Source organism: Alphaproteobacteria bacterium, assembly GCA_018667735.1.
Taxonomy (GTDB): Bacteria; Pseudomonadota; Alphaproteobacteria; order Rickettsiales; family JABIRX01; genus JABIRX01.
Genome location: JABIRX010000025.1, coordinates 1 through 8,093, shown reverse-complemented (window position 1 = coordinate 8,093; position 8,093 = coordinate 1). Strand labels below are relative to the sequence as shown.

The following is an 8,093-nucleotide window of genomic DNA, read 5'->3' as shown; positions in this document are numbered from 1 at the left end:
TATTTAAATAATTATCTTTACCATATTTGTTTTTATAGATTAACTCTTCACCTTTATTTGCAAGCTCAAAAATATAGTGAATATCATTATAATACCCTTGTGCTTGATTAAAGTTTAAGCCATTCCAGCAGTTATAACATAACAAATTGGCTTCAAGATTTATTGCACTACAATTTAGGCATTTTTTACTAGCAAAAAACTTTACTAGTAAGTTAGTTAGGTAATTTCCTTTCTGCTTCTTCATCTTGTTTAGATGATTCTGCATCATCTACCGTTAATTCTTGATCCTCGGCAGATTCTTCTGTATTTACTAGCATTGAGTTCTGGTATAATTCTATAATCTCTTTTATTTGCATTTCATTCATAGTTGGTGCGCCCTGCTCAGACCTTCTTATTCTTAAGGCTAAAATATCTGAATTTGTTTTATTTAGCTTATTTAAGAAATCTAATATTTGACCTCTGTCAAAATCAAAATCATGCATTTCTCCTATTGGAAGTGAAGGAATGCTTTCATTATCAATATCAAAGTAACTGTTAATTAATAACTTATAGTCATGAAACAATATATCTAGCTCGCCAGAGGGTATAGGACTCTTTATGCTTTGTAATATTTTTCCAAAAATCTCAACATTAAAACCATATAAATTTAATTGCATCAAATCTATATAAAGTATTTTTTCAGTTTGTTTATCAGGTTTATTAATTTGAAACTCTCCCTGAAAAGAAAAGCCAAGTAAAGAATTTTCTAGAGCAGTTTCAATCTCCTCCTCAGTCACTATACTAGTATTGTCACTTAATATGTTAATATCATATAAATATTTATTTTCATTTTCAGCTCTTGAAATAAAAATATGATTATTATCAGAAGTGGCAATTAAATTATCTTCGCTGACTTCCTCTTTAAAAATATCTAGACCTTTATCTTTATATCTTATTTCTTTTAGCTTATTTACTATATCATATTCTAATAACAGCTCCGCCTTTTCTTTAAATTCAATAACATGCTTTTTTTCTAGCTTGGCATAATGTACAATATTGGGAATATTAAAGTTATATTTACTAGAATAATCATTTGCTACAATGTCTATAGTAGATTCTTCATTTAGCGATATAGTATGAAATAATCCGTCAGTATTTTCAGCTTTCACTTTTATGTTAATGATCAAATTCTTCAAAGTAATATTTTGGGCTTGATTATCCTTTAAGCTAATAATTATTTTTTCACTATTTAGGTTGTGATGAGTAAAAATTAAGTCTGCATCTGTAAAGCTAACAGAAGCAGGCTTTAAGAACCCTTCTCTCGTCATTTCAGAAAATTGAAATTTTGCGTCTGGCTCTATTCTTTTTATGTTATCATTAATAGTGGTAACTATTGTTTTTTCTATTTTCTTATTTACCACATATAAAGAAGCCGCTCCAATGATTAGAATAAATATTGTTACAGCTATTGATATAATTAATTTCTTATTCATTTAACTACTAATATTTCTGGTTTCACTAGGTACAATTAATTCAATACCATCTAACTCATCGCTCATAATAATTTGACAACCAAGCCTTGAAGTGTGAGTTACCCCAAAAGCTAAATCCAACATGTCTTCTTCTTCTTCTGATGCTTCAGCTAATTGACTAAAATATTTGTCACTTACAATAACATGGCAAGTTGAGCAAGCTAAAGAGCCTTCACAAGCTCCTTCTAAATCTATGTTATTATTGTGAGCTATCTCCAAAAGTGACAAGCCATTCTCAGCTTCTATTTCTTTTTTCTCACCATTTTCAACAAAAATTACTTTAGGCATATTTAATATATTTTAGTTATTCTTTATTTTGCAATAGATTATTCATTTCTGCAATAGTTTTTCCCGCTATTGCTGAAGTAATCATATTTATTTTGTCTAAACATAATTGATTCAGATATTCCTTGGCTTTTTTTTGCAGTTTTTCAATTTCCAGCGCATTGTTTTTTTCTGTGAGCGCGACCTTATGTAAATTTATTTCTTTACAAAAATTCTCAGCCTCAATTTTTCGCTCTTTGCTAAAATTATAATCCTCATCATGAATTACGTCTAAAATCTGATCATGGTGAGATTCTAATGCAACCAGATTTTTAGCGATTAATCTATCTAACATATCAGCTTTCGCATTTTCCATACTGGCTTTAAGCATTTTTTGCAATTCAGCCATATTAAGCCCATAAGATGGTTTTACTTCTACCTCTTGTATTACCCCTGTTTTTAGCTCAGTCGCCGAAACCAGTAAAACTCCATCCATATCTATTTTAAATTTAATTTTAACTCTAGGCTCACCTGCTTTCATTTGCGGAATATTTTTAAGCTCAAAATAAGCAAGTGAACGATTTTGCTCAGCTAGCTCTCTTTCACCTTGCACAATATGAATCTTCATTGCTGTCTGATTATCCTTATGTGTGGTAAATTCCTGCTCTTTTTCTATAGGTATGGTACTATTTCGTGGTATAATTTTCTCAACTACTCCACCCATAGTTTCTAAACCCAAAGATAATGGGGTTATATCTATCAGCAAATTTCCAGTTCCTTTGGTCAAATGCTCAGCCTGTAAAGCTGCGCCTTCCGCAACTATAATATCTGGATCTATGTTAGTTAATGGTTTTTTTGCAAATAATTCTGTTAATGCATTTTTTACAGCCAAAATTTTTGTTGAGCCTCCAACTAAAATTATTTCTGCTATTTCTGTTGTACTCAGCTTTGCATCTATTAAGCATAATTCTAACAACTTAATAGTTTTAGCTATTATTGGCTTGATAATTTGATTAAATTTTTCTCTATCTAATATAATATCACGCTGCCTAAATTGCCCTTCCTTAGTTAAAGATTCTTTTGCTTCTCTAGCTAATTCTAATGCTTCGTGTTTTTCTACATTAAAATTCGCTCTAAAATAATCCGCTACAGCAATATCTATATCATCCCCTCCTAAAAAATTATCTCCTCTAGTTGCAATTACTTTAAAAACACCTTTTTGCATCTTTAAAATTGACAAATCAAAAGTACCACCACCAAAATCATAAACAACATAATAGCCCTCTACACTATTATCTAGACCATAAGCAAGAGCTGCTGCAGTTGGCTCATTGATTAATCTTAGCACTTCGATACCAGCAAGTTCAGCGGCTGCAATAGTTGCATGCCTTGCGGCGTCATCAAAATAAGCAGGCACTGTAATTACCGCTTGATTAACCTCATTACCCAATTTATATTGCGCTCTTTTTAGCAATGCTTTTAAGATGACAGCTGATGCTTCTACTGCATTAATACCCTTTCCTAAAGCTAATTCTATAGTTCTATTATCTTTACCTTCAGTTGCAAATTGATAATTATAGCCCTTAAGTTTTTCATCTAAATCATCATATGATTTACCAAGCAATCTTTTGACTGAAACTATTTTATCTTGCGCTTTTTCATTACCAGCCTCATATTCACCATTTTCATTTAAGGAAATAACTGATTTAATTTCCCTAGACTCGTTTTTATCCTGAATTATTTCTATTTTCTCCTGATTAACATAAGCTACTAACGAATTAGTAGTACCCAAATCTATACCTATAGCTTGTTTAGGCGCTGCTAATTTATGCTCTTCTTGTTCTGCAATATTAATTAAATTCATAATGTTAACATAGTTAATTTTAGTTCTATATCTAAAGTAATTTTATCTAAATATCTTAATTTAATAGTTTCTCTTGCTGCATTTTCATAATTTTTAAGCGTAAAATATTTTTTGATTTTATCAATAGTATCTTGCTTATTTTCATTATTTAAATCAGCTAAATTTTTTACCTCTGCTAACTTCTCTGCATCAGCTAAAATAGTTCTAAAGTCCATTATTTCTTCTAACAATTCTAGATCTGGATTAATATTATTACCCTCGCCCTGATTTACAAAAAGCTTATTTTGTGCTAACAAATACTCACTTCTGCTTAAATTATCTTTTAATGTTTCATAAGCGTTATTGAGCAAAACACTGTGCTTTAAAGCTAAAATCTGTTCTGGTTTACTTTTAGTTACAAATTTATCTGGGTGAACCAATTGCTGTAGCTTTAAATAATTAAACTCTAACTCTTCTAAATCTAGCCAAAACTCAGCTTTAATATCTAGTACAGCAAAATAATCATTTCTAGTAATTGGCTGAATATAATTACATTTTATGCAAAATAAAGAGCCTATTTCATGCTGGTTTTTACAGTTATAACAAGCGAATAAATCAGACATAAAATGATTCTCCACAACCACAGCGCCCAGCTTCATTTGGGTTGTTAAACACAAAACCAGACTCCACAACCAAGCCAGCATCTGTTTTCTTTTCGACAAAATCTAATTCTGTATTAAATAAAAATAAGGAAATTTTTGGATCAACAAAAATATCTACATCTTTATGATCAACCAGCTCATCATATTCAGTAACTGTATCCTTGGTCGCATATTCAATATTATAAGCCATACCAGAGCATCCCCTAGTTTTAATACCTACCTTAATCCCAAAGCAATCTTCTTTAGCAGAAATTTTATTTTCTATTGCTTTAATAGCCGCCTCACTAACTTTGAGATAATCTACTTTTCTGTTAGTAAAATCTTGAGCTTTTTTAGGCATTGTGTGATTTTTTGTCCTGATAATCTTTTACTGCCGCTTTAATAGCATCTTCAGCTAGAACAGAGCAGTGAATTTTAACAGGTGGCAATGATAATTCCTTTGCTATATCAGTGTTTTTAATCTCTGTTGCTTCGCTAACAGACTTACCCTTAACTAATTCCGTTACTAATGAACTTGATGCAATTGCTGAACCACAGCCAAAAGTTTTAAATTTAGCATCCTCAATCACTCCTGTTTCATTATTTACTTTTATTTGTAACTTCATTACATCTCCGCAAGCTGGTGCACCGACTAAACCAGTTCCAACATCTGGACTGGTTTTATCTAAAGAACCAACGTTCTTAGGATGATTATAATGTTCCATTAACTCTTTACTATAAGCCATAATTTTACCTATTTAATGTGTTGACCATTCAATTGAATTTATATCTACTCCCTCTTGTGCCATTTCCCATAATGGGCTTAGCTCCCTTAATTTTGCAACTGAGTTACTAATAACTTCAATCGCATAATCTATTTCTTCATCTGTTGTAAATTTTCCAATTCCAAAACGAATTGAAGTGTGTGCAAGCTCTTCACTTACACCAATAGCTTTTAATACATATGAGGGCTCTAAAGAAGCTGAAGTACAAGCAGAACCAGAAGACACTGCCAAATCTTTAATCGCCATAATCATTGACTCTCCTTCTATATATGCAAAGCTCAGATTCAAATTACCATAGATTCGCTCATTAACATCGCCATTAAGATATAAATCAGGAATGTTCTTATTTAAGCCATCTTGTAACTTTTTTGTTAATCTTCTAATATGAGCTTCGTTTTCTTCCATCTCTAATTTGGCAAGGGCTGCAGCCTTACCTAAACCCACCACCAAAGGCGTTGCTAATGTACCAGACCTAAAGCCTCTTTCTTGACCACCACCACTAATTAAAGACTGCAATCTAACTCTAGGCTTTCTTCTCACATATAAAGCTCCTATACCTTTAGGACCATAAATCTTGTGACCTGAGATGCTCATTAGATCTATATTTAATTCATCCACATCCATTTTTATTTTACCAAATGCTTGAGCCGCGTCAGTGTGAAAATAGACATTATTTGCTTTACAAATCTCACCAATTTGCTTGATGGGCTGCAAAACACCAATTTCATTATTAGCAGTCATAATTGATACTAACAAAGTTTTAGCTGTAATTGCTTCCTGTAGTTGCTCTATTGAAATCAAGCCATTTTCACCTACTTTTAAGTAGGTAATTTTAAAACCCTCGCTTTCAAGATTACGACAAGAGTCTAAAACACATTTATGCTCAGTTACCGCTGTGATAATATGGTTTTTTTTATCTTTATGAAATCTAGCTAAACCTTTAATTGCCAAGTTATTAGATTCAGTTGCACCAGAAGTAAAAATTATTTCTTTGCTAGTTGCGTTAATCAAATCCGCTATATTTTCTCTAGCAATTTCTGAAGCCTCTTCCGCAACCCAGCCATAAGCATGACTTCTTGAATGAGGATTGCCAAACTTATCGGCAAAATAAGGTAGCATCTCGTCAACAACCCTTGGATCCGTAGGTGTGGTTGATTGATAATCTAAATATATTGGTGTTTTTAACTTAGTCATATTACTTTAATTTACCTTTACAAATATCAGCTATAGTAATGTTAGCTAGGTAACCTTCAACTTTATTTTCTAAGCCACGCCATAAAATGTGCGTTTTACATTTACTAGAATTGGCAACGCATGATTCATCTGCTTTGCATCTTGTGAATTTAATTGGCTCAGCTACCGCTTTGATAACCTCAGAAACATAAATTTTCTCTGCCACTTCACCCAACACATAACCACCACCAGGACCTCTTATTGCCGTTATAATTTTGGCATTTTTCAGCTTATTGAAAATTTGCTCCAAATAACTAAGCGAAATTTCTTGCCTCTTTGCAATTTCTTGCACTTTAGCGGGCTTTTCGGACTCAATTTGTTGGGCCAAATCAACCATGGCCATAACCGCATATCTTCCCTTGGTAGTTAGTAACATGTTGACTTTAGCTAATGCTTACTATAAATTTTGCTGTAGTGTAAAATAATTGACCTCTAGAGTCAACTATTACTTACCAATTAATATTATTGTTAGATTAAATGCCAGAAATTATTTTTAATGGTCCTGAAGGCAGGTTAGAAGGTAGATATTACCATAGTAACGAGCCCAAGGCACCAGTTGCACTAGTTCTTCACCCGCACCCATTACATGGTGGCACAATGAATAATAAGGTTTCATATAATTTATTTAAAAGCTTTGTTGATAATGGCTTTTCTGTTTTACGCTTTAACTTTAGAGGTGTAGGCAAATCACAGGGCAAATACGATGATGGGATTGGCGAGCTATCTGATGCAACGACAGCGATGGACTGGCTTCAAGCACAAAATCCAAATTCTAATATATTTTGGATTGGTGGCTTTTCGTTCGGTGCTTGGGTTGCAATGCAATTATTGATGAGGCGTCCTGAAATAATGGGTTTTGTTTCTATTTCACCTCCGGCAAATAATTACGACTTTTCGTTTTTAGCACCATGTACAGCGTCTGGTTTAATTGTGCAAGGTAACAAAGATTCAATTGTTCCAGAAGAGTACCCAGCTAAATTAGCAGATAAATTAGCAGCACAAAAGAACATTGAAATTGATTATCATGTTATAGAAGAAGCTGATCACTTTTTTCGTGAGCAACAAGAGGAATTAAGCACCTTACTTACCGAATATATCGAAAGAAGAATAGAAGTAGACAGAGATATTGTTAGCAAAAGAAGGGTTGGTAAAAGAAGAAGAAAATCAAGAAAGTCAAAGCTTTCTCTTGATAGTAGCGATTCTTAGAAACTGTTATTCCATAATTATAATTAAGCTAGCATCATTACAATCTGCTCAACCTTACGCGCTGCACTAACTGTCTGGCTTTTAAGCTTGTTTTTGTTACTTTTCAACCAAGCTCGTAAAAATCACCACCATAAGCTAAGTGATTTTAGTTAAAGCAAAGCTCTAGCATAGGGTAAATTTTAACTGCTAAGGTTAGTTATGCTGCATTTATAGCTCAAGCAATATTATCTTTCTAATGCCGCTTTTGCTTGCTTTATATTAGGTTTAAATTTTGGCAATATTTATTTTTTAAGCTAAGAAAAAATCAACTAATAACCTGCTGTTCCGTAACAATATAATCTAAGCTTACATCATTACAATCTGTTACGACCAAATCAGCTTGGCTTACCGCGTAAGCGACACTAATTTTCAGTGCATTATGATAAATTTTGAAACTACGGTCGTAAAAGCCACCACCATAACCTAAGCGATTTTTAGCCAAATCAAAGGAGAGCATAGGGTAAATTTTAACTGCTAAGGTTAGTTATGCTGCATTTATAGCTCAAGCAATATTATCTTTCTAATGCCGCTTTTGCTTGCTTTATATTAGGTTTAAATTTTGGCAATATTT

Annotated in this window: 9 protein-coding genes and 1 pseudogene; 1 reads left to right on the top strand and 9 read right to left on the bottom strand. The window is 32.6% G+C overall.

The window, feature by feature from the left end:
- Positions 1–212: 212 nt before the first annotated feature.
- From HOH73_02625 to HOH73_02590, 8 genes are read right to left on the bottom strand one after another with little or no spacing between them, the layout of a single operon-like run.
- Positions 213–1,472: a hypothetical protein gene (locus tag HOH73_02625; GenBank protein MBT5827754.1), complete on the bottom strand. Its 1,260-nt coding sequence runs from the start codon at positions 1,470–1,472 to the stop codon at positions 213–215.
- On the bottom strand, positions 1,473–1,799 hold the full coding sequence (locus tag HOH73_02620) for a 2Fe-2S iron-sulfur cluster binding domain-containing protein (protein MBT5827753.1): 327 nt from the start codon (positions 1,797–1,799) through the stop codon (positions 1,473–1,475). It abuts the gene before it with no gap.
- Between the two features lie 16 nt (positions 1,800–1,815).
- On the bottom strand, positions 1,816–3,639 hold the full coding sequence (gene hscA, locus HOH73_02615; GenBank protein MBT5827752.1) for a Fe-S protein assembly chaperone HscA: 1,824 nt from the start codon (positions 3,637–3,639) through the stop codon (positions 1,816–1,818).
- Positions 3,636–4,277: a Fe-S protein assembly co-chaperone HscB gene (gene hscB, locus HOH73_02610; GenBank protein ID MBT5827751.1), complete on the bottom strand. Its 642-nt coding sequence runs from the start codon at positions 4,275–4,277 to the stop codon at positions 3,636–3,638. The genes hscA and hscB overlap by 4 nt, the downstream gene beginning before the upstream one ends.
- Positions 4,234–4,620 (bottom strand): iron-sulfur cluster assembly accessory protein, encoded by a 387-nt coding sequence (locus HOH73_02605; GenBank protein MBT5827750.1) that lies wholly within the window; start codon positions 4,618–4,620, stop codon positions 4,234–4,236. The genes hscB and HOH73_02605 overlap by 44 nt, the downstream gene beginning before the upstream one ends.
- Positions 4,613–5,005 (bottom strand): Fe-S cluster assembly scaffold IscU, encoded by a 393-nt coding sequence (gene iscU / locus HOH73_02600; GenBank protein ID MBT5827749.1) that lies wholly within the window; start codon positions 5,003–5,005, stop codon positions 4,613–4,615. The genes HOH73_02605 and iscU overlap by 8 nt, the downstream gene beginning before the upstream one ends.
- A gap of 12 nt (positions 5,006–5,017) precedes the next feature.
- Positions 5,018–6,238 carry an IscS subfamily cysteine desulfurase gene (locus HOH73_02595; GenBank protein MBT5827748.1) on the bottom strand — a complete coding sequence of 407 codons (1,221 nt, stop codon included), beginning with the start codon at positions 6,236–6,238 and terminating at the stop codon, positions 5,018–5,020.
- Position 6,239: 1 nt separating this feature from the next.
- Positions 6,240–6,653 (bottom strand): Rrf2 family transcriptional regulator, encoded by a 414-nt coding sequence (locus HOH73_02590; GenBank protein ID MBT5827747.1) that lies wholly within the window; start codon positions 6,651–6,653, stop codon positions 6,240–6,242.
- 101 nt (positions 6,654–6,754) lie between these two features.
- Here HOH73_02590 and HOH73_02585 point away from each other — a divergent pair, with 101 nt between their 5' ends.
- Positions 6,755–7,483: an alpha/beta hydrolase gene (locus tag HOH73_02585; protein ID MBT5827746.1), complete on the top strand. Its 729-nt coding sequence runs from the start codon at positions 6,755–6,757 to the stop codon at positions 7,481–7,483.
- 304 nt (positions 7,484–7,787) lie between these two features.
- Here the strand turns inward: HOH73_02585 and HOH73_02580 are convergent.
- Positions 7,788–7,988, bottom strand: a pseudogene (locus HOH73_02580) (5-formyltetrahydrofolate cyclo-ligase).
- Between the last annotated feature and the right edge of the window lie 105 nt (positions 7,989–8,093).

Excerpts from the sequence above, each read along its gene's own strand:
- HOH73_02625 (MBT5827754.1), bottom strand. The coding sequence starts at position 1,472 with ATGAATAAGAAATTAATTATATCAATAGCTGTAACAATATTTATTCTA.
- HOH73_02620 (MBT5827753.1), bottom strand. The coding sequence starts at position 1,799 with ATGCCTAAAGTAATTTTTGTTGAAAATGGTGAGAAAAAAGAAATAGAA.
- hscA (MBT5827752.1), bottom strand. The coding sequence starts at position 3,639 with ATGAATTTAATTAATATTGCAGAACAAGAAGAGCATAAATTAGCAGCG.
- hscB (MBT5827751.1), bottom strand. The coding sequence starts at position 4,277 with ATGAAGCTGGGCGCTGTGGTTGTGGAGAATCATTTTATGTCTGATTTA.
- HOH73_02605 (MBT5827750.1), bottom strand. The coding sequence starts at position 4,620 with ATGCCTAAAAAAGCTCAAGATTTTACTAACAGAAAAGTAGATTATCTC.
- iscU (MBT5827749.1), bottom strand. The coding sequence starts at position 5,005 with ATGGCTTATAGTAAAGAGTTAATGGAACATTATAATCATCCTAAGAAC.
- HOH73_02595 (MBT5827748.1), bottom strand. The coding sequence starts at position 6,238 with ATGACTAAGTTAAAAACACCAATATATTTAGATTATCAATCAACCACA.
- HOH73_02590 (MBT5827747.1), bottom strand. The coding sequence starts at position 6,653 with ATGTTACTAACTACCAAGGGAAGATATGCGGTTATGGCCATGGTTGAT.
- HOH73_02585 (MBT5827746.1), top strand. The coding sequence starts at position 6,755 with ATGCCAGAAATTATTTTTAATGGTCCTGAAGGCAGGTTAGAAGGTAGA.